This is a genomic window from Streptomyces sp. ISL-99, assembly GCF_018614005.1.
Taxonomy (GTDB): domain Bacteria; phylum Actinomycetota; class Actinomycetes; order Streptomycetales; family Streptomycetaceae; genus Streptomyces; species Streptomyces flavidovirens.
The window spans coordinates 130,169-149,911 of the sequence record NZ_JAGGPC010000022.1; the positions used below are offsets into that span (position 1 = coordinate 130,169).

A 19,743-nucleotide genomic window follows, 5' to 3' on the forward strand; every position below is an offset into this window, starting at 1 on the left:
CCGGCATACGGGCGTCCAGCCTTCGGACACCGCTCCACATCATTCCAAGATGCGGAATATATTTTCCACTCACTGCGGTCGTCAGGGGGAGGAACCACACCATGGGCATCGACAAGGCACTGCCACGCCGAGCGGCCGCCGAACTGGTGGGGACCGCGGCTCTGGTAACCGTCATCGTCGGCTCCGGCATCCAGGCAGGCGGCCTCAGCCAGGACGCCGGAGTCCAGCTCCTGGCCAACGCACTGGCCTCGGCCGTCGGACTGGGCCTGCTGATTCTCCTGTTCAGCCCGGTCTCCGGAGCTCACCTCAACCCGGTGATCACGCTCTTCGCATGGTGGTCCCAACGGCGCGGCCAGGCCCGCTTCAGGCGCCGCGAAGTCGTCCTCTACCTCACCGCGCAGCTCGCCGGGGCCGTCACGGGTGGCCTGCTGGCCGAGGCGATGTTCGGCCGGACACCCGGCGTCTGGTCCACCCAAGTGCGATCGGCCGGTCACGTGCTGCTCGGCGAAACGGTCGCCACGGCCGGGCTTGTCCTGGTGGTGTACGGACTGGACCGCACAGGCCGCGCCCAACTCGCCCCGGTCGCGGTCGCCTCGTACATCGGCGCGGCCATCTGGTTCACCTCTTCCGGATCCTTCGCGAACCCCGCGGCAACGGTCGGAAGGGCGTTCACCGATTCCCTCACCGGCATCGCCCCCGCGTCGCTCCCCGGCTTCCTCACCGCCCAGCTCCTCGGCGGCCTCCTCGGCGTCGGCCTGGCGGCCATCCTCTATGGGCCACCCGCGACTCGCCCGTCGTCCGACAACCTGTTGCTGAGCGACCGGGTGCGGGGCCGGTCGCTCTCTCGGGGTGCGTAACGACACCATCGAGTCATGCCGCGCGGGCCGGCAGTCCTCGGCTCAGGCACTCGGTGAGACGGACCGCGATCGTCCCGTCGTGGTCCAGGCGGGGATTGAAAATCGTGACGTCGAGCCCCCGGGCCCGTTCGTCCCCGAGCGCCGCCCGCAGCACACTCTCCAGTTCCACCCAGGTCAGCCCGCCGGGCAGGCGGTAGTCGACGGCCGGCATGATCGCGTCGTCCAGGACGTCCACGTCGAGGTGGACCCAGTAGCCGCCGCTCCCCCCGCCGGTGAGCAGGTCGAGCGCCCGGCGCGCTGCCGCGTCCGCGCCTGCCGCGCGCACCCCGTCGAGGTCGATCGCGTGCAGCCGTGGCGGCAGCGACTGCATACCCGCCTCGGCGGACTGTGCGGAGTCGCGGAAGGCGAAGGCCACGACGTCCTCGTCCCGTATGAGCGGCCCGCGTCCCTCAAGGTCGGTGAGCGGCCGGGGTCCGCGCCCCGTGGCCAGGGCGAGTTCCATCGAGGCGGCCTCGCCGGCCGGCTCCGCGGACGGCTGGTAGAAGTCGGTGTGGCCGTCGAGGAACGTGCCTCAGCAGGTCGGCGTCGAGCAGGGCGGCCGGCGCGTCCTGCACGCCGGACAGCCGCAGCCCGAGTACGGACGGCGCCTCGACGACGGCTGGTTGCCGCACTTCCGCGTCCTTCCCTCCTGAAGCCGTCCTGGAGTCGTCCTGAAGCCGTCCTGTAGGTCAGAGCTGCTCCGCCGGCTCGATGTTCTGGTTGACGTGGAAGAAGTTGTGCGGATCGTACGTACGCTTGACTCCCGCCAGCCTGTCGTAGTGGTGGCGGTAGGTGGCCCTGACCCGGTCCTGCCTCTCGCCGACGCCCATGAAGTTGACGTAACCGCCGCCCATGGAATGCGGGTGCAGTTCCTGCCAGTAGTCGACACACCACTGCTTGAGTGCCTCGGCGTTGGCGGGATCGGGGTCGATGCCGGCGATGACGCCGGACCATACGGCGTCCCGGTAGCTCCACGCGGTGTCGTCCGGGCCGACACGGCTCGCGGCCCCGTCCACCGGGTACAGGTGCGTCATCGACAGGTCGGTGGGGAGGTTCTCGGCGTACTTCACGTGTACGTCGATGGCTTCGTCCGTGATCCGGTCGAAGAAGTGCCCGCGCCAGTACCACTGCAGGCCGGTGGGGAACAGCTCGTCGAACATGGTCTGCAGGGCCGGGTAGGGCATCGGTGCCGTGAAGTGGAAAGCCGGTGCGCCCGGTTCGTTCACCACCGCGAGGGTCTCGTCGAGGCGGGCCGGGTCCCCTGTCCAGCACCAGACGACTCCGCACATCTTGTGGCCGTGGATCTCTTCCGGGAAGGGCGGGCCGGGTGGAACGGTGAGCGTCGCGAAGAACCCGCTCAGGTCATCGGCCGCCTGCGGCAGGAAGTCGCGGTACCACCGCAGCACCTCGCGCGTGCTGTCGACCGGCCACACGGTGATGCCGACGCCCACGGTGTCCACCGGGTGCAGCCGGAAGCTGAACGACGTGACGATGCCGAAGTTCCCGCCGCCGCCGCGCAGGCCCCAGAAGAGGTCCGGGTTCTCCGTCTCGCTGGCGGTGACGAAGCTGCCGTCGGCCAGCACCACGTCCGCCGCGAGCAGGTTGTCCGCCGTGAGTCCGTACTTGCGGGTGAGATGGCCGTGACCGCCACCGAGGGTGAGGCCGCCGACGCCCGTCGTGGACATGATGCCGGAGGGGGTGGCCAGGCCGAAGCCGTGAGCGGCGTGGTCGAGGTCGCCGAGTTGGCTGCCGCCGCCGACCCGCGCGGCTTTCGCGGTGGGGTCGACGCGGGCCCAGCGCATGGGGGACAGGTCGATGGTGACGCCGTCTTCCACCAGACCCAGGCCGGGGCCGCTGTGGCCGCCGCCCCGGACGGCGACTTCGAGCCCGTTGTCGCGGATGAAATCGACCGCGGCCATGACGTCCGCCGCGTCCGCGCACCGCACCATGGCGGCCGGACGCCGGTCGATCATGGCGTTGTAGATTTTGCGGCTCTGGTGGTACTCCGGGTCCTGCGGGGCGATGACCGGGCCGCGCAGCGCGGTCCGCATCGCTTCCAGAGTTCTCCCGTCCATGACCATCTCCTTGCCGAGACGCGGAACCGCTTCCCCACCCGGCCTCTCCCCTGTCGGGCCCGCCGGTGAGCGGTCGTGCGCCGGCGCCCCGGCACCCCCGTTCAGCCACGTCACAGGCGCAACGCACGCCCGGACGGCTGACACCTCCAGCATCCCGCCGTGCGCAGAGCCCCGCAATCTCGCCGCGAGGTGCCCGGGTCCCACGGAGTGCGCGGGCAATGGGCGGGCGGCACGGCCGGGATGCGGCCCGTCGCCGTGCGCCCGACCATGGAAGCCGGAGCGCCGCAGGGCGCCACACCGCTGAACTGGACGGACGTTGTCAATGGACGACCTGGACTACGGCACCACCGCCGACGCCGCCCCCGACCCGGTCCGCACCGCCTCGGTCGAGGCCGCCCGACGGGCTCTGACCTCGACCGGAGTGCACCTGATGCCGCCGGACGCCCTGACAGCGTGCACCGGAAGCGACCGGCAGGCATGGGACCGCTTCTGCGCCCACTGGGACGATCTGTCGCCCGACAAATACGCGGCGGAGGGCTGCACCTGCCGGTTGCGTCGCTTCGGGCGCTTCTCCCTCCCCGCGGACACGGGGGAACCGTCGCTCCTGCCGCACGTCCCGTTCGTACAGCCGAAGGACACCAATCCGCTCTACGTCCAGGTGGACCGCCACTTCGACCCGCTGACCGACGCCTTTGTGGCCGACCCCGTTCTGCTGTCCCTGCTCAGGCTGCTGGGGGATCTCGCGGGCGGCCTGGAGCAGCCGGCGGAGTGGAGCGTGATGGTCCATCCCTTCCGTGTCATCGCCTCGGCCGACGGGCAGGGAAAGCCCACGCCCGAAGGGCTGCACCGGGACGGCGTCACCCTTGTGTCCTCGCTCCTGATCGCCCGGCGGAACGCCGACGGTGGCGAGAGTTCGGTGTTCGACCCGGACGGGAAGCAGGTGCTGGCGACGACGCTCAGCGAGCCGGGAACCCTGCTCCTCGGTGACGACCGCCGCACCCTGCACCAGGTCTCACCGATCCGCCCGCTCGACCCCGGCCGGCTCGCGTACCGCGACGTACTGGTGACGACGCTCACGGCCCGCTGAGCGCCGGGCACGCTCAGCCAGGAGGGTGGTCCCACCTGGCCGCGGCGGTCGCCGCGACGAGACTGTCCACGACGCCGCCGGGCCCCGCACCCGTGGCCGCGGCGGCGCGCTGGCGGCTCGCGCCGCAGCCGCGTGCCGTCAGACGCCGCAGGAACGCCGTCACCTCGCCCATGTCCCCGAACTCCTCCAGAGCGGGACGCACGTACGCGACGAGACGCCCGGCCTGCACCGGAGCGGGCAGGATCTGTCCGCTCAACGCGTCGACACCCGCGCCGGACCAGCCGTCGCGTGCCGCGCGCCAGTACGCGGCGCGCAGGAGCTCACTCGAGGTACGAGGGCCTGGGTCGCCGCGCACGGCCTTCGCCTCCGCCGTCACCACGAGCGCCCTGATCAGCGAGGTGAGTGCCACCGTGTCGTCGATGTCCGGCAGGACGTCCATGGTGCGGATCTCCAGCGTCGGCAGCCGCGGGTTGAGCCGGACGTCCCAGAACGGCATACCGGCTTCCAGCATGGCCTCCGACGCCGCCATCGCCTCGGCGAGCCGCTGGTGCTCTTCGAGCGATGCGGCGTACGGCGGTGGTCCCAGGCATGGGAACGCGCTCCTCATCACGGCACGCCAGCTCGCATATCCGGTGTCGCGTCCCTGGTGGAAGGGCGAGTTGGCGCTCATCGCCACGAGGAGCGGCAGCCACGGCCTGAGGTGGTTGGTGACCAGTACGCCCACTTCCCGGTCGGGCAGGTGCACATGGACGTGGAGGGCGGAGAGGGCGAAGTCGTCGAGCATGGCGCGGTACTGGTCCGCCCCCGCGCGGTATCGCGGGTGGTCGCCGATGTCGGCCGGCACTCCGCCTCGCATGACCGGTGTACCGGACGCGCACAGGCGCAGACCCTCCTCGCCTGCGGCTGTCACGGCTGCGGCGCGTACCCGGGTCAGTTCCTTGCGCAGTTCCTCGGGGGCCGTGCACGGGGGTGTCTTGCCCTCGATCTGGTACTGGGTGAATTCGCCCGAGACCAGGTCGCCCACGACAGCGGAGGCCCTCGGGAGGACCCTGGCACTCGCCGGCTCCAGCTGACGCGTCCGGGGATGGATGAGGAAGTACTCCTCCTCGACACCCACCGTGGGCACGTGGGCGCCGGTCGCCGGGCTGCTGGATCCCTGGTCCTGAGTGTTCACGGCATCAGCATCACGGGGTTCCGCGGTTCTGTCGCCTCGCACACCACCGCCATACAGGCGAAGCCGCCGGGTCGCTCGCCGTTCAGGTTGGTGACCCGCAGGTTGGTGACCGCGTGTCAGCGCTGTCGTGCGCAGTAGAGGTCGCGCAGCAGGGCGATCTCGGCTCCGTGGTGCAGCAGTTCCTGGTTGACCCACCAGACGGTTTCGATGAACGGGTCTTCCGGGTCGCTGCCGTGGGGACAGGTGCTGTGCCCGACCGTGTCGAGCGCCAAGTCGTCGGCGCTGAGCAGCGCTTCCCGCCACACCGTGGCGCCGGCGTCGAAGGCCGCGATCGCCCCGGCGGCGTCCGCCCCGGCACGGTAGTCGTCGCGGGTCAGGGCGTGGCTGCCGATCGTGTGGTCCGCGCGGAGGGTCAGCAGTTCGCTGAGGTGGTCCAGGCGCCACGCGATGGTGTTGAACGGCGGCGGCCAGGGGTGCGGGGCCGGCGTCAAGTCGCGTCCCCAGTCGCCCGCTCCGGCCAGGAGGGTGGCCCCCGGCCCTGGACCGGCCGTACGCCGCCGGACCGACCAGCAGTTCGGCACCGGCTCCCAGAAATACTCCTCGTCGGTCATGGGGGCGACTTCGATTCCCACGCCGTTGCCGCTGTCCATGACCGGGCCTGTCAAACGGCCGCCGAGGCGCTCACGCGCGAAATCGAACTGCTCCAGCAAGGGGACCAGTCGCGCCGGTGTCGCCATCGGACGCTCCTGTGGTGGGCCGGCGGGCCTCGGGGACGATACTGATCTGCCGCCCCGAACCCTGCCACAGGCGGTACGACCGCCGCGTGCCCTTTTTTCAGGCGCCGACGACCCGGCGCCTCGCCCCCCGCGGCTCCGCGCGGAGCCCCATGCTCCGCCCGGCGGGACGGGTGGCCCGGCAAGTGACCGGCCGGTGGCCTCGCGCGCGCCTGGGGCGCGGGGGCAGCCACCGGCCGGTGCCGTAGGCAGGGGCGGTTACTGCGGGGGGTAGATGTCCCCGCTGCCCATGCTGCTTGCCTGCTCGCTCTGTTCCCTGAGGCGGCGGGCTTTGTCCTTCAGCCGCTTGCGCTGCTCCGGGTCAGCGGCACGTTCCGCGGCCTGGTCCGCCTCCTGCGCCATCTGGCGCAACTCCTGGGCGCGACCGCCGGACTCACCTGCAACGCTCATGATCACTCCTCGGGTGACAGGACAGAGCGGGCTGAACCAGCGAAACAGCGCCGACGCGCCCGCGCATTCCGAACGGTCACCCACCGCTATCCCCGCAGGCCGGAGCCTCGGGCGAGGACTTCCGCGTACGGTGGTGTGCGTGCGCCTGCTGCTGACGTCCGACACGCATCTGCCCAAACGCGCCAGGGAACTGCCCGCCGAGCTCCTCGCACAGGCCCGGGAAGCCGATGCCGTCATCCATGCCGGCGACTGGGTGGACGTGGCCGCGCTGGACCTGCTCGAAGCGCACTCACGGCGCCTCATCGGGGTGTACGGCAACAACGACGGTCCGGACCTGCAGGCGCGGCTGCCCGAGGTGGCCCGCGCGGAGCTCGGTGGGCTGCGCTTCGGCGTCGTACACGAGACGGGAGCCGCTCAGGGGCGGGAGCGCAGGTGCGCGGAGCGGTTCCCGGATCTGGATGTGCTGGTGTTCGGCCACAGTCACATTCCGTGGGACACCACGGCGCCGGGCGGTCTGCGACTGCTGAATCCGGGGTCGCCGACGGACCGGCGGCGACAGCCCTACTGCACGTACATGACCGCCGTCGCGCAGGACGGACGGCTGAGCGAGGTCCGCCTGCACCGCCTGCCGCCCCGCCGCTGACATCCGGCGGGGCCGTCCGGCCCGTCCGGCGGTCTTCGCAGGCGTGGCGTTCGCAAGTGCGGGCGCTTTCTGTCGTTATGGTCCATCCGGACAGCGAACGCCGCACCGGACGAGAGACGCGATGAGACTTCGTGCCACTGCCAGCCGGCGACTGGCCCTCCTGCTGACCCTGGCCGCCGGGCCGGCGGTGACCCAGGCTCCCACCCCCGCGGCGTACGAACGCGCGACACACGAGCAGGCCGCGCCGTGCCCGGCCTCCGTGCCCTACCGGTCGGGTGATTCCGGGTACAACACCTTCCGCATCCCGGCCGCGCTCCAGGTCCCCGGCGGCGCGCTGCTCGCGTTCGCCGAGGGGCGGCGGAATTCCTCCGCGGACGACGGTGACATCGACCTGGTCCTACGGCGCTCCCTCGACGGCGGATGCACCTGGCAGCCGCTGCAGTTGGTCGCGGACGCCGGGAAGGACACGGTGGGCAACCCCGTGCCGATGATCGACCCCCGCAGCGGAGACATCGTCCTGGTGACGTGCCGGACCATCGGCGGCGCCACGAAGCGGCAGGTGACGTCGGGGCAGGTCGCCGCCTCGGTCCGTCGGGTGTACGTCCAGCGCAGCGCCGACGGCGGCAGCACGTGGTCGCCGCAGCGGGACATCACCGGATCGGTCAAACCCTCCGATTGGCGTTGGTACGCCGTCGGTCCCGGCCACGGGGCCGCCCTGCGGCACGCACGCCACCGGGGCCGGCTGCTGGTGCCCGCGAACCACAGTTCGGGCGCGACCGGGCGCAGTGGCGCGCACTCCCTCTACAGCGACGACGGCGGGCACACCTGGCGCGTCGGGTACGTGAGCGGGTCGGTCAGTGGCCCTCTCGCGCTCAACGAGAGCACGCTGGCCGAACTCCCGGGCGGCACGGTCTACATCAACGCGCGTGACCACGACCGGACCGCCGAGGGGTCTCGCGCGGACGCCTACAGCGCCGACGGCGGTCTGACTCTGTCGGTTCCCTTCCGGCCGCAGCCCGGCCTGACGGGTCCGACGGTGCAGGGCAGCGTGCTTCAGGTCTCCGGCGGTGCGACGAGGAGTCCGCTGCTGTATTCCGGCCCGTCGGACCCGGACAAGCGGCTTCGGATGCAGGTGCGTGCCAGCGGCGACGGCGGGCGGTCGTGGGTGCCGGTCTGGTCCGTGTCGCAAGACCCGGCCGGCTACTCGGACTTGGTGCAGACGGGCCCGGCCACGGTCGGCCTGCTCTACGAGACGGGGGCGCGGGCCACCCACGAGATCATCCGCTTCACACCTCTGCCCCCGGACGCGCTGACCTCCGAGCGGTGAGGGCGTCGCGGGGGTCAGGCGTGTGACAACGCGAAGGAAACCAGGAAGCCGCTGACCGTGATCAGGCCGATCGCCAGGTGGGCGTCCTCGAACGCCTCCGGGATCATCGTGTCGGCGATCATCGCGAGAATGGCACCGGCCGCCACCGCCGTCACCGCGGCCACCACCGCGGTCGGCAACCCGCCGACGACGGCGTACCCGAGTACCGCGGAAGCCGCGCTCGCGGCGGCGATCGCGCCCCAGATACCGAAGACGTACTTCTTGCCGCGGCCGGCCCGCCGCATGCCGACGGAACTCGAAAGGCCCTCGGGGACGTTACTGATGAACACCGCCACCACCGTCACCGTGCTGACCGCCCCGCCGTCGACGAGGCTGACGCCGATCACCGCCGATTCCGGCACACCGTCCAGCAGGGCACCGAGCGCCAACGCCAGCCCGGACCCGGCCTGCTGAGCCTCCGACGGCTGGGACCGCCGGTGTCCGGAACGCTTGCGGTGGCGGGCACCGCGGCGGGCCAGCCACATGTTGCCCGCCGTGTAGGCCACCGCACCGCCCACGGTGCCGACCGCTGCCGGAGCCAGCCCGGCCTGGTCGTACGCCTCCTCGACGAGTTCGAAGGAGACCGCCGACAGAAGTACCCCCGCACCGAACGCCATGACCGACGCCACCACCCACTGCGGGATCCGCACTCCGTATCCGAGCACGGCCCCGAGCAGCAGGGCCGATCCGGCCACCAGCCCCCACATTCCCGCCAGCACCACGTGTTCCATGGCACCCATGTACCCCGGAACCACACAGGAACAGCCCGCATGTGGCACCGCGCACACCAACGGGTCCGCCGGGGGCCCGTCAGGTGGCGCTGCGTTCGCTCGCGTCCCGCAGGTCTCGTTCGACGGCACGGTGGTGGGCGTCGTCCGGGCGGCCGCCCCGCGTTCCCGGCCGGCCCGCGCGCAACAGTTCCCGCCATCGCTCGGCGTTCCAGTCCGCCGGGCTCGTGCTCTCGATGAAGTCCTCGACGAGGGCGAGGAAGCGTACGGGCTCGGTGTGGAACGGGAAATGGCCCACCCCGGCGAAGATCTCCAGGCGGCTGCCCGGCATCGCGTCGTGCGCGCGGTGCGCGTGCCGCTCCGGGACGACGCTGTCGCGATCGCCCCAGATGAGCAGGGTGGGCATCCCCTCGGCCAGGTAGCAGCGGTCGAGCATCGTGACGACCTGGCCCCGCCAGTCGACGACCGCCCGCAGCGTCCGGATGAACGCGCTGCGCGAGGTCGCGTCGGGCAACGCGTCCACGAGGTGGAGCAGTTCGGTCGCGTCCTGGCCGAGATCCGTGCCGAGCAGCCTCATCAGTCCGGCGAAGGCGCGCGTCTGCCACCGCATGCCGGGGAGCGTGAGGGCCGAGAGCATCAGGTCGGCGCCGGGCAGGGAGACCGCACGCAGTGCGGGGTTGACCTCCGCTCCCACTCCCCCGGTGCTGACCAGCACGAGACGTTCGGTCCGTTCGGGGAACTGGTACGCGAACTGCATGGCCACGCCGCCGCCGAACGAGTGGCCGATCAGCGTGGCCCGTTCGATGCCCAGCGCCCCCAGCAGGTCGCGGATTCCGTTCGCGTAGGCGGCCACCGAATAGTCGGCGCGCGGTTTGTCCGACATGCCGTGGCCGAGCAGGTCGGGGGCGATCACCGTGTAGCGGCGGGCCAGGCCGGGCATGAGGCCGGCCCAGGTGGCGGAGGAGTCGCCGATGCCGTGGATGAGTACGACGGCCGGTCCGTCGCCCGCGATCCGGTACGCACGCCGGTAGCCGTGCACGACGCGGTAGTGCGGCTCGGCGTCCCCGTCCCCCACGGGGCGCAGCCGGCTCTCGCTCCCCGCTGGGCGTCGGCCGGGGTGGTCGGCCACGGGCATACCTCCCGATTCGGGCGTCCGGCCGGCTTCCGGAAGGGGAGCGGCCGGGCGGCGTATCCGTCCGTTCGTCCGAGCGTAGGCCTGCCGCCGCACCCGGGGTTTCCGGCGCGTTTCGCCCGGGATACGCCGCCGCCCTGAAACCCGTCGCGACACGGCCTCGCCCGATGGCGTCCGGCTGCCCCGCCACGCAGACTTGACGGCATGTCGGGCAAGCGAAGCGCGGGTCTCCTCCTGTTCCGGACCTCGGAGGACGGGGCCGAGGTGCTCATCGGTCATATGGGCGGGCCGTTCTGGGCCGGCCGTGACACCGCGTCCTGGTCGATCCCCAAAGGTGAGTACGAGCCGGACGAGACGCCCGAGGCGGCTGCCCGCCGGGAGTTCACGGAGGAGCTCGGTCTGCCGGTGCCCGACGGAGAGCTCATTCCCCTCGGTGAGTGCCGCCAGCCGAGCGGCAAGGTCGTCACGGTCTGGGCGCTGGAGGCTGATCTCGACCCCGCCCTGGCCGATTTCGGGACGTTCACCATGGAGTGGCCGAGGGGTTCCGGCGTGCAGCAGGAGTTCCCGGAGATCGACCAGGTCGTCTGGTGTACGCCGGAGAGCGCCCGCGACCGGCTCGTCAAGGGCCAGCGCGTCTTCCTCGACCGGCTCGCCCGGCACGTGGAAGCCCGTCGGGGGTAATCCCCACCTCGTACCGACCGGCTGGCGGGATGTCCGGGGCCGGGCCACGGTGGCCATCCTGATGGGGCGAGACGGGACCGCGACCGGGACCCGGACCCATCGCCTCACGGGGAGACGTGATCATGCAGTTCAGGAATCCATCGGGCCATGCGGCCACAGTTGTCGCGGCTGCGGCGCTGCTGGCCGTCACCAGCGGCATGGCCCTTCCCGCCGCCCCTGCCGGCGCCGTGTCCCGGTCACCGGACGGAGTGTGGCGCGTGGACGGATACGGCACGGTGCTCTCGGTCGAACGGGGGCGGCTCCAGGAGTACCAGACCACTTCTGTGAGTTGTCTGAAGGGCGAATCCGCCGCGCGCTCGGGCGGGGGCAGCACGTCGCCCCGCTACCTCACCGACGAAGGGGACGCCTTCACCGTACGATCCGGACCGCGCCCAGACCGGGCGTCGCTGCACGTGGACGGCTCGCCCAACTACCGTGACCTGCGCCGCGTTCCGGCGCTGCCCGCCTCCTGTGCGCGGGAGATGCCCGGCGGCCCGGTGGCGGCCTTCGACGTCCTCTGGCGGACCTTCGAGGAGAACTACCCGTTCTTCGCCGCCAAGGGGATCGACTGGGACGCCGTCCGGGACCGTCACCGGCCCCGGATCCACGCCGGGACCACGGACGCCGAACTGTTCGCCGTCTTCGAGGAGATGCTGGCGCCGCTGCACGACGCGCATGTCGCCCTCCTCGCCGGTGACACCGGCACTTTCGCCCGGAGCCGGCCCGGCACCGTCATCCCCGACCGGACGCTGGAGGACCGGATCAAGGCGTACATCCAGGAGCGTGACCTGGATGGCCGTCCGCTGCGGGAGTTCGGACAGGGCCGGATCGGATACGCCGATCTGCCCGGCGGCCAGGGGTACCTCCGCCTCTCCGCGTTCGGCGGCTACACGAAGGCCAACACCTTCGCCGCCAACAGCGCGGAGCTGGACCGCGCGCTTGACGCGATCCTCACGCCCGCGCGCACGGCGCGGATGAAGGGCCTGATCATCGATCTGCGGATCAACGGCGGCGGGTCCGACAGCCTGGGGCTGCGACTGGCCGCGCGTCTCACCGACCGCCCCCACTTCGCCTACGCCAAGCGAGCCCGTAACGACCCCGCGGATCCGGCCCGCTTCACACGCCCGCAGCCCCTGTACGTGCACCCCGCGGCGGGCAGGCCCCGGTATCCGGGGCCGGTCACGGTGCTGACCAGTGGCACGACGTTCAGTGCGGGTGAGACCTTCACGCAGGCCCTGATCGACCGTCCCGGGCGGACGGTACGGATCGGGGAGTCCACCCAGGGTGTTTTCTCGGACGCACTGGAGCGACGGCTTCCGGGAGGCTGGACGTTGCTGCTGCCCAACGAGGAGTTCCTCACCCGGTCCGGGCACACCTTCGACGGCCCCGGCATTCCGCCGCATCTGAGGGAGCCGGTGTTCACGGACGAGGAATTCGCCCACCACCGCGACTCGGCCTTCGACCGGGCGGTGGAGGTACTGCGCGACCCTCGCTGACAGGCCGCGCCGGCGCCCGCGCGGGGCGGTCGGCAGTGATTCGTACCACAGGGCCGAAAGCCTGCGGGGGCACCCGCGGCGCGCCCCTGCCGAGCTCGGTTCCCGAAGCCGTACGGGCCCGCAGAACGCGCCCCCGGCGTGGTCAGGGGGTGTGCCCCGGCGCTCACACCGGCAGGGCCGCCCTCGGACGGGCGGCTGCGCGGCGAGGCCGGGGAGGGCGGGAAAGCCCGGCGGGGCCGGGGCGCCGATCTCAGGTGGTTTACCGTTGGCAAGGGAAGAGCAGTCGCCTACGCCGCCGACAGCCGCGTCGCCCGTATCCACGAGGCCGAAGACGGTCTGTCCCCGGCAGAAGCACCGAAGGCAAGGTCGCACTGCCACTCAGCCCGCTCACTCAGCCCGGCCGCCCCGGCCGACAGATTCCCACCCGCCCCCTCTCATCGGCGCCCCCGGCCGATGGCGCGGCGCGAAATCCGCGTATGCGCGGCGCTGCGAGCCTCCCCCGCGCGCCTGCGGCCCCCATCCGGCCGGCCGGCGACGCCGCCGAGCGTCTCCCGGCCAGGGCCCGGTCTCCCGAATCCCCCTACGCCCGCCCGGCCTCCACCAGAAGGACTCATCACCATGCCAGTGCAGACTTCGGTACGCCCCCCGCCCCCGCCCCCGCAGAAGCCCGGCAGTGACTTCGCGAGGCTGTCGAAGAAGATCACCGCAGCCGGGCTGATGGGGCGCCGCCCCGGCTACTACACGGCCCGTATCGCGGCAGTGGCGGCCCTCTACGTCGGCGGCTGGGTCGCCTTCGTGCTCGTCGGCGACAGCTGGTGGACGCTGGCGGTCGCCGGTTTCCTCGCCCTGGTCTTCGGCCAGGTCGCGCTGGTGACGCACGACGCGGCCCACCGTCAGGTGTTCCGGCTGCGCAAGGCCAGCGAACGCTCGGGCCGCATTCTGGGGAACCTCGGCATCGGCATGGGGTACGGATGGTGGCAGGACAAGCACACCCGCCACCACGCCAATCCCAACCACGCGGAGCTCGACCCGGACGTCCTGCCCGACGTACTCGTGTGGTCCCAGGACCAGGCGCGCGTGGCCAAGGGGCTTCCCCGGCTGCTCGGCCGCTCGCAGGCGTTCTTGTTCTTCCCGCTGCTCACCCTGGAAGGCTTCAGCCTTCATGTGGCGGGCGTACGGGCACTGGCCGACCGCACGCTCAAGAACCGCACGCTCGAAGGCACGCTGCTCCTCGGCCACTTCGCCCTCTACCTGACCGCGCTGTTCCTGGTGCTGCCGCCCGGCATGGCGATCGCGTTCCTGTTCGTCCACCAGTGCCTGTTCGGCGTCTACCTGGGGTCCATCTTCGCCCCGAACCACAAGGGCATGCCGATCCTGACCGGCGACGACCGGCCCGACTTCCTGCGCCGCCAGGTGCTCACGTCACGCAATGTGCGCGGCGGCTGGTTCACCGACCTCATGCTCGGCGGGCTGAATTACCAGATCGAGCACCACCTGTTCCCCAGCATGCCCTCCCCGCACCTGCGGCGGGCCCAGGTCATCGTCCGGGACTACTGCCGGGACCTCGGCATCAGCTACCTGGAGACCAGCCTGATCACCTCGTACAAGCAGGCGCTCACCAGCCTCCACCGGGCCGGAGCCCCGATCCGCGAGGCCCGCGCGTCCGCGGCCCTGTCCAAGGCGTAGTACGACCGCGCGGGGCCGCGGGTCAGTGCGCCTCGCCCCACCGCGCGCGGGCCCCGTCGAGTGCGGCGCGGTAGGCGGCGTAGCCGTCCTCGTACACCGCGCGTGACTCCTGTCGCGGCTCCACGGTGCGGAACAGCTGCGACTTCGTCTCCGGCCCTTCGCCGAGGAAGCGCCGCGCGACGCGGACCGCGCCGAGTGCGCCCACCTCGTTCTCCACCGGGATACGGACCGGGCGCCCCAGTATGTCGGCGAAGAGCTGCGCCCACGGGCCGGAGCGGGTGCCGCCGCCGCACGCGGCGAGGGTGCCGGTGAGGCCGGCGGCCTCCAGACAGTGCCGGGCGGCGTAACCGATGGCCTCGCACATGGCGCGTACCGCGTCGGCGCGGGTGTGGGCGAGCGTGAGCCCGTCGAGGCGGCCACGGGCGGCAGGGTCCACGAACGGGGCGCGCTCCCCCGCGTCGGAGAGGAAGGGCAGCGCGGTGACGCCGTTCGCGCCCGGCGGGCTCCGGTCGAGCAGGCCGTCGAGGTCGGCCGTGGTCGTGCCGGTGAGGGCCAGCACCCATTCGAGGGCGGCGGTGCCGACCATCGCGGGCATCGCGCGCAGCCAGCGGTCGGGGTCCGGGGTGCACAGCCACATGCCGGCCGGTTCGGTGGAGCTGTCTGTCCTGGCGCGGTCGGTGAGGACCTGACAGGCGAGGGTGGTGCCGACGATCAGCAGTCCGTCGCCCACGTCGCGTACGCCGCTGCCTATGGCGCAGGCCGGCAGGTCGTACGGACCCGCGGTGAGCGGCAGTCCTACGGGCAGCCCCAGCAGTCCGGCGCCGTGGGCGTCGAGGGCGAGGACCGTTCCGGGCGGGGCGGGCGCGGGCAGCAGGTGTGCCTGGTCCTCGATGCCGCAGGCGGCGAGCGCGTCGGGCGAGTACGTACGGCTCACCGGGTCGAGGAAGGGCAGGGTGGCGTCGGAGGCGTCCACGCTGACCCGGCCGGTGAGGCGCTGGGCTACTGCGTCGACGCAGTAGCCCGCGGTGACCGCGCGTCGCAGGGTCTGCGGCTCGTGCTCCTGGAGATGGGCGAGGAGCGGGGCGTGGCAGCCGGGGAACATGCCGGAGCCGGTGTGTTCGTACACCTCCTGGACCGTGCCGTCCGCCAGCCAGCGCGCGACGAGGTCGGAGGCGCGGCCGTCCATCCAGGAAATGGCGGGGCGTACCGCGTGGCCTTCCGCGTCGCGCAGCCACAGGCCGTCGCCCTGGCCGGTGAGGGCGAGCGCGGTGGGCGGTCCGGGTAGTGCGGCGGTGGTTTCCCGGACGACCTCGGCGACCGTACGGACGACGTCGTCGAGGTCCTGTTCGACGCGTCCGCCGGACAGCCGCACGACGGTGCTGCGGCGCGTGGCCGAGGCCAGCGGGGTCCCTTCGCGGTCGAAGGCGACGGCTTTGGTGACGGAGGTGCCGATGTCGACGCCGATGATGACGCTCATGGGCGCGCGGCCTCCTGGACCTCGGGGTTGGCCGGGTGGGCGAGCTTCTCTCCGCGTACGAAGCGGCCCGCCTCGGCGGCGGTGATGGCGGCGGCGCGGTGCGCGGTCTGCCGGGTGGCGCCGGCCAGGTGGGGGGCGGTGACGACGTTGGGGGCGTCGTGCAGCGGCCAGTCGGCGGGCGGGGGTTCGATGTCGTACACGTCGAGGGCGAGGGCGCCGAGGCGGCCGCTCCTGAGCAGGCCGGGCAGCGGGGCGTAGTCGAGGAGCCCGCCGCGGGCGGAGTTGACCAGGACAGCGCCCCTGGGGAGGAGTTCCAGCTTGGCCGCGTCGATGAGGTGGTGCGTCTCGGGGGTGAGGCGGGCGTGCAGGCTCACGACGCTGCTGCGGCGCAGGAGTTCGTCGAGTTCCACCGGTTCCACGCCCTGCGCGCGGGCGGCCGCCGGGTCGGTGTAGGGGTCGGCGACCAGGACGTGGGAGCCGAAGGCGCGCAGGACGCGGGCGACGATGCGGCCGATGGCGCCGTAGCCGACGAGTCCGACGGTGGCGCCGTCGAGTTCGATGCCGCCCTCGTCGTACGCGTAGAAGTCGCCGCGCCACTTTCCGCGCTTGAGCTCGGCGTCGGCGGTGGTGATGCGCCGCATGGCGGTGAGCATCAGGCCGATGGCGAACTCGGCGGCGGCGGGGGCGTTGCGGCCGGGTGCGAAGGAGACGGCGACGCCGTGGCGGGTGGCGGCGGCGAGGTCGACGTTGACCGGGCCGCCCCGGGAGACGGCGACCATGCGCAGGTCCGGGCAGGCGGTGAAGACCTTCTCCGTGAAGGGCGCCATCTGGGTCACGCAGATCGCGGCGCCGTCGAGCGCCTCGATGAGCTCTTCCTCCGTACCGCTCGCCTCGTGGACGTCGCCGACCGGGCCGAAGGGCTCGTGGGGCCAGGGGAGGGTGAGTTCGGTGATCTCCTGGCCGGCGCCGAGCTCCTCGCGCAGTGCGGCGCGGAGGAGGTCGGGGCGGACGAAATGATCACCTGCGGCGAGGATGCGCATGGAGCGGTGCCCTTCTTGGGGTCGCGGTGGCGATGCGCGTCAGCGTTGCCACGCCACTAACACTGGCGCTGATAGATTTAACATCATTGTTTTGAAGAATCAATGCACTGCCGGCGCGATCTCGGTACGCGCCGCCACCTCGCAGGGGAGAGATCACCGATGGCATCACGCCTGTTGCTCGTGCGGCACGGAGAGACCGAATGGCACGCGGAGAACCGGTACGCCGGCATCTCCGACGTCGCGCTGACCGCGAAGGGGCTGCGGCAGGCGCAGGAGCTCGGGAACTGGGCGAAGCACCGCGGCGTCGACGCCGTGGCCTGCTCGCCGGTCAGCCGCGCCCGGCTGACCGCCCAGCCCGCCGCCGAGGCCCTCGGCGTGGAGCCGGAGATCGTCGAGGGGCTGCGCGAAGTGGACTTCGGCTGGGGTGAGGGCCGCACCATCGCGGAGATGGCCGCCGAGGACCCCGAGGCCGTACGGCGCTTCCTGGAGGACGCCGAGCTCGGCGCCTTCGTAGGATCGGAACCGCCGTCCGAGGCCGCGGCCCGCGCCTCGACCGCGCTGCGGGGCCTGGCGCGCAAACACCCGGGCGGCACGGTCCTGGTGGTGGCGCACAACACCCTGCTGCGCATGGCGCTGTGCGCGATGCTCTCCATCCCGGTCGGCCGCTACCGCCTGGTGTTCCCCCGGCTGGACAACGCGGCCGTGACCGAGATCGAGGTGTCGGACGCCGGCACCGCTCTGCGCTCGCTCAACGTCCCCACCTGGGCACCTCTCCACGGCGGTACGCGAAACTTGGGCACATGACGACGACCGGCGCGGAAGCCCGCAGGCAGATCATCACCGAGCACGTCCTGAAGCACGGGACGGCGAGCGGGGCCGAGCTCGCGGAGCTCACCCGCGTGAGCCTGATGACGGTGCACCGGGACCTGGACGAACTGGCCAGACGTGGGGTGCTGCGCCGGTTCCGGGGCGGGGTCTCCGCACTGCCCTCGACGGTCTTCGAGTCGAATCTCGACTACCGGCTCGGCGTCAACACGGCCGAGAAGGAGGCCATCGCGAAGGCCGCGGCCGACCTGGTCGAGCCGGGCATGTCGGTGATGCTGGACGACTCCACGACCGCGCTCGCGCTGGCCCGGCTGCTGGTGGACCACGCCCCGCTGACGGTGGTGACCAACGCCCGGCGGGTCATCGACCTGTTCGCCGGCCATGAGGACATACGCCTCATCTCGCTCGGCGGGGAGTACTCACACACCCATGACTCCTTCCTGGGCGTTCCCTGCCTGGAGGCGATCGAGGCCCTCTCGCTGGACATGGTGCTGGTCTCCACCTCGGCGATGGACGCCCGGATGACGTACCACCAGGAGCAGGACGTGGTGCTGGTCAAGCGGGCGATGCTGGCCTCCGGCACGCGCAAGGTGCTGCTGATGGACCGTACGAAGCTGGCCAGGACCGCGCTGCACCGGCTGGCGCCCGTCGAGGACTTCGACCACCTGGTGGTGGACGACGGGGTGGGCGGCGAGCTGCTGGCCGCCCTCCAGGAGCGTACGGATGTTCGAGTCGCGGTCACGCGCTGACAACGAGCCTTCTTAAACTCTTGCGTGTTAATTTCACAGAGGTCATGATGCATTCCCGGTCGCGGCTGTTACGTCCGCGGGCCCATGGCACCTCAATGTGGAGGCACGAGCAATGAGCAGCACCGCCGCACCAGCCGCGCGCACGGGAGGAACGGGAGGGACCGTCTGGGATCGCATCGGGATCCCCCGGCCTCTCCTCTTCGGCTTCATCGGCGTCCTGATCTTCATGATCGGCGACGGTGTCGAGTCCGGTTTCATCGCGCCGTTCATCGAGGGCAACGGCGCCGGCAGCGAGGTCCGCGCGAGCTATGTGATCACGGCGTACGGCGTCACGGTCATGCTCGCCTCCTGGCTGTCGGGCGCCCTGTCGGAACTGTGGGGCCCCCGGCGCGTGATGCAGCTCGGCCTCGCCATCTGGATCGTCTTCGACATCCTCTTCCTGACCCTCGGCGCGGCCCAGGACAACTACACCCTGATGCTGGTCTTCTACGGCCTGCGCGGCTTCGGCTACCCGCTCTTCGCCTTCTCCTTCCTGGTGTGGGTCACCGCCACCGCCCCGGTGGCCCGGCTCGGCGCGGCCGTCGGCTGGTTCTACTTCGCCTTCACCGGCGGCCTGCCCACGCTCGGCTCACTCACCGCGTCCGTCACCAATCCGCTGTTCGGGAAGTTCGGCACCCTCTGGGTCGCGCTCGCCCTGATCGCGCTCGGCGGCGCCTTCTGCCTCCTCGGTGTACGCGAACGGACCGGGTACTCCCGGCTCGCTCCGCCCGGGGTCAAGCCGGTCCAGTCGCTGACCCGCAGCCTGTCCATCGCCTGGACCAATCCCAAGGTCGCCGTCGGCTGCGTGGTGCGCATCATCAACACCGCCCCGCAGTTCGGCCTGTGGGTGATCCTCCCGGCCTTCTTCACCGACGAGATGGGCTTCAGCGACGGCGACTGGCTGCGGCTGCTGTCGATCATGTTCGCCACCAACATCTTCTTCAACCTGCTCTTCGGGCTGGTAAGCGACCGGATCGGCTGGCGCACCACCATCGGCTGGTTCGGAGCGGTGGGCTGCTCGGTGAGCGTCCTCGCCCTGTACTTCGTACCGAAGCTGATGACCGACAACTACTGGGTCGCCGTCGGCGTCGGCATGGTCTACGGCGCCACGCTCGCCGGGTTCGTCCCGATCTCCGCGCTGATGCCGTCGCTGGCCCCCGAGAACAAGGGTGGCGCGATGGCGCTGCTCAACCTCGGCGCGGGCGGCGCGGCCTTCGTGGGACCGGCGATCGTCTCGCTCTTCCTCGGGCCGCTGGGCCGGGACGGCGTCGTACTGATCTTCGCCGGTCTGTACGTCGTCGCCGCGGTGCTCACGCTCTTCCTGAGGCTGCCGAGGGCGTCGGAGGAAGCCATCGAGCAGGGCAAGTCCCTCCAGGAGGCGGCCGTACCGGTCGCCGCCCGCGCCACCACCTGATCCGTACAGACC

General features: G+C 71.7%; 19 protein-coding genes and 1 pseudogene. 11 read left to right on the plus strand and 9 right to left on the minus strand.

Annotated features, from left to right (window positions below; all coding sequences use genetic code 11):
• Positions 1-101: 101 nt before the first annotated feature.
• Positions 102-857, plus strand: a complete 756-nt coding sequence (locus J7E91_RS13505) for an aquaporin (RefSeq protein ID WP_214902819.1) — start codon at positions 102-104, stop codon at positions 855-857.
• 13 nt (positions 858-870) lie between these two features.
• Here the strand turns inward: J7E91_RS13505 and J7E91_RS13510 are convergent.
• Positions 871-1,407: pseudogene (locus J7E91_RS13510) on the minus strand (arginase family protein); the annotation flags it as partial.
• A gap of 16 nt (positions 1,408-1,423) precedes the next feature.
• Here J7E91_RS13510 and J7E91_RS36755 point away from each other — a divergent pair.
• On the plus strand, positions 1,424-1,549 hold the full coding sequence (locus J7E91_RS36755) for a hypothetical protein (RefSeq protein ID WP_285439081.1): 126 nt from the start codon (positions 1,424-1,426) through the stop codon (positions 1,547-1,549).
• A gap of 36 nt (positions 1,550-1,585) precedes the next feature.
• On the opposite strand, the gene J7E91_RS13515 is transcribed toward J7E91_RS36755, so the two are convergent.
• Positions 1,586-2,971, minus strand: coding sequence for an FAD-binding oxidoreductase (locus tag J7E91_RS13515; RefSeq protein WP_214902822.1), 1,386 nt, complete (start codon positions 2,969-2,971; stop codon positions 1,586-1,588).
• A 322-nt stretch (positions 2,972-3,293) separates the two neighbouring features.
• Between J7E91_RS13515 and J7E91_RS13520 the strand changes: the two genes are divergently transcribed.
• The gene (locus J7E91_RS13520; protein ID WP_214902826.1) at positions 3,294-4,058 is read left to right on the plus strand and encodes a 2OG-Fe dioxygenase family protein; all 765 of its coding nucleotides are present in this window, start codon (positions 3,294-3,296) and stop codon (positions 4,056-4,058) included.
• 13 nt (positions 4,059-4,071) lie between these two features.
• Here J7E91_RS13520 and J7E91_RS13525 read toward each other — a convergent pair whose 3' ends face one another.
• The 3 genes from J7E91_RS13525 to J7E91_RS13535 all read right to left on the minus strand — a co-directional run bounded on the left by J7E91_RS13525 (position 4,072) and on the right by J7E91_RS13535 (position 6,416).
• A complete protein-coding gene (locus J7E91_RS13525) occupies positions 4,072-5,232 on the minus strand; it encodes a glutamate--cysteine ligase (protein ID WP_308376492.1) in 1,161 nt (386 codons plus the stop codon).
• Positions 5,233-5,348: 116 nt separating this feature from the next.
• Positions 5,349-5,969 carry a DinB family protein gene (locus J7E91_RS13530; protein WP_214902829.1) on the minus strand — a complete coding sequence of 207 codons (621 nt, stop codon included), beginning with the start codon at positions 5,967-5,969 and terminating at the stop codon, positions 5,349-5,351.
• A 255-nt stretch (positions 5,970-6,224) separates the two neighbouring features.
• Positions 6,225-6,416: a DUF6381 family protein gene (locus J7E91_RS13535; RefSeq protein ID WP_214902832.1), complete on the minus strand. Its 192-nt coding sequence runs from the start codon at positions 6,414-6,416 to the stop codon at positions 6,225-6,227.
• 139 nt (positions 6,417-6,555) lie between these two features.
• Here J7E91_RS13535 and J7E91_RS13540 point away from each other — a divergent pair, with 139 nt between their 5' ends.
• Entirely contained in the window at positions 6,556-7,059 is a 504-nt protein-coding gene (locus J7E91_RS13540; protein ID WP_214902835.1) for a metallophosphoesterase, read from the plus strand.
• Positions 7,060-7,180: 121 nt separating this feature from the next.
• Entirely contained in the window at positions 7,181-8,386 is a 1,206-nt protein-coding gene (locus J7E91_RS13545; RefSeq protein ID WP_214902838.1) for an exo-alpha-sialidase, read from the plus strand.
• A 14-nt stretch (positions 8,387-8,400) separates the two neighbouring features.
• On the opposite strand, the gene J7E91_RS13550 is transcribed toward J7E91_RS13545, so the two are convergent.
• Positions 8,401-9,156 carry a ZIP family metal transporter gene (locus J7E91_RS13550; RefSeq protein ID WP_214902841.1) on the minus strand — a complete coding sequence of 252 codons (756 nt, stop codon included), beginning with the start codon at positions 9,154-9,156 and terminating at the stop codon, positions 8,401-8,403.
• 79 nt (positions 9,157-9,235) lie between these two features.
• A complete protein-coding gene (locus tag J7E91_RS13555; RefSeq protein ID WP_214902844.1) occupies positions 9,236-10,288 on the minus strand; it encodes an alpha/beta fold hydrolase in 1,053 nt (350 codons plus the stop codon).
• 201 nt (positions 10,289-10,489) lie between these two features.
• On the opposite strand from J7E91_RS13555, the gene J7E91_RS13560 reads away from it, so the two are divergent.
• The 3 genes from J7E91_RS13560 (at position 10,490) to J7E91_RS13570 (ending at position 14,187) form a co-directional block, all read left to right on the plus strand.
• Complete coding sequence (locus tag J7E91_RS13560) at positions 10,490-10,966, plus strand: NUDIX domain-containing protein (RefSeq protein WP_214902847.1); 477 nt, start codon at positions 10,490-10,492, stop codon at positions 10,964-10,966.
• A gap of 122 nt (positions 10,967-11,088) precedes the next feature.
• Positions 11,089-12,501, plus strand: a complete 1,413-nt coding sequence (locus J7E91_RS13565) for a S41 family peptidase (RefSeq protein WP_374224690.1) — start codon at positions 11,089-11,091, stop codon at positions 12,499-12,501.
• A gap of 618 nt (positions 12,502-13,119) precedes the next feature.
• The gene (locus J7E91_RS13570; RefSeq protein WP_214902850.1) at positions 13,120-14,187 is read left to right on the plus strand and encodes an acyl-CoA desaturase; all 1,068 of its coding nucleotides are present in this window, start codon (positions 13,120-13,122) and stop codon (positions 14,185-14,187) included.
• Between the two features lie 22 nt (positions 14,188-14,209).
• Here J7E91_RS13570 and J7E91_RS13575 read toward each other — a convergent pair whose 3' ends face one another.
• Together J7E91_RS13575 and J7E91_RS13580 are read right to left on the minus strand one after the other, a co-directional pair.
• A complete protein-coding gene (locus tag J7E91_RS13575) occupies positions 14,210-15,664 on the minus strand; it encodes an FGGY-family carbohydrate kinase (protein WP_214902853.1) in 1,455 nt (484 codons plus the stop codon).
• Positions 15,661-16,704, minus strand: coding sequence for a 2-hydroxyacid dehydrogenase (locus tag J7E91_RS13580; protein ID WP_214902856.1), 1,044 nt, complete (start codon positions 16,702-16,704; stop codon positions 15,661-15,663). Before J7E91_RS13580 ends, J7E91_RS13575 begins: the two co-directional genes overlap by 4 nt.
• Positions 16,705-16,863: 159 nt before the next feature.
• Here J7E91_RS13580 and J7E91_RS13585 point away from each other — a divergent pair, with 159 nt between their 5' ends.
• The 3 genes from J7E91_RS13585 (at position 16,864) to J7E91_RS13595 (ending at position 19,731) form a co-directional block, all read left to right on the plus strand.
• Positions 16,864-17,508: a histidine phosphatase family protein gene (locus tag J7E91_RS13585; RefSeq protein WP_214902859.1), complete on the plus strand. Its 645-nt coding sequence runs from the start codon at positions 16,864-16,866 to the stop codon at positions 17,506-17,508.
• Positions 17,505-18,278 carry a DeoR/GlpR family DNA-binding transcription regulator gene (locus tag J7E91_RS13590; RefSeq protein WP_214902862.1) on the plus strand — a complete coding sequence of 258 codons (774 nt, stop codon included), beginning with the start codon at positions 17,505-17,507 and terminating at the stop codon, positions 18,276-18,278. The genes J7E91_RS13585 and J7E91_RS13590 overlap by 4 nt, the downstream gene beginning before the upstream one ends.
• Positions 18,279-18,390: 112 nt before the next feature.
• Positions 18,391-19,731: an MFS transporter gene (locus J7E91_RS13595; RefSeq protein WP_214902865.1), complete on the plus strand. Its 1,341-nt coding sequence runs from the start codon at positions 18,391-18,393 to the stop codon at positions 19,729-19,731.
• The last annotated feature ends 12 nt before the right edge of the window (positions 19,732-19,743 follow it).